This window comes from Erythrobacter sp. CCH5-A1 (genome assembly GCF_001557115.1).
In the GTDB taxonomy this organism is placed as follows: Bacteria; Pseudomonadota; Alphaproteobacteria; order Sphingomonadales; family Sphingomonadaceae; genus Erythrobacter.
Map to the genome: position 1 here is coordinate 1 of NZ_LSKQ01000006.1, position 546 is coordinate 546.

General features: G+C 58.6%; 1 protein-coding gene. It reads right to left on the minus strand.

The annotated features are described in order from the left end of the window. Positions 1–545, minus strand: a 545-nt coding sequence (locus AX708_RS00335) for a conjugal transfer protein TraG N-terminal domain-containing protein (protein ID WP_197426320.1), incomplete at its 3' end; no start/stop codon positions are given. Between the last annotated feature and the right edge of the window lies 1 nt (position 546).

A 546-nucleotide genomic window follows, 5' to 3' on the forward strand; every position in this document is an offset into this window, starting at 1 on the left:
CCGGGCCCGATGTCGCGCCACAGGTTGTTGCTGTTCGTCAGCGTCTCCATCGGAGTGAAGCCAAGGAGAACGTCATAGAAGACGCACTGCTTGAAATGCTCGTCAAGATTGGCACGGAAGACGGGATCGGTGATCTGGAAGGTCTGAGCCTTCTCGAGCAGCCGCGCACCATAGATGATGCCATTGTTGGTCATCTTGAGCGCATCGGGCATGACAAACACGGTCTCGGCCGTGCGGGTCATCCAGTCGCCGAACTGGCTGGTGAAGGATGCCATAACCCCTAACCCCAAGGGGACGTTGGCGACAGTGGCAGGCGCAAGACCGGGATCGATCCGATCAGTGACCTTGATCGTCACCGTGGGCACGAGCAGCATCATGTAGATGGCGGTCGCCTGCAAAAACCAGTTCATCCAGGCGCGCCAGTCGAAATTGAAGGCAAGGACGAGCAGCGAATAAATCAGGCCCATCACGAACACGACCTGGAGCATGGAGCGGAAGCCCCCTCCCCCTGACCATGCCGCGACGGCATTGAGGACATTGACGATG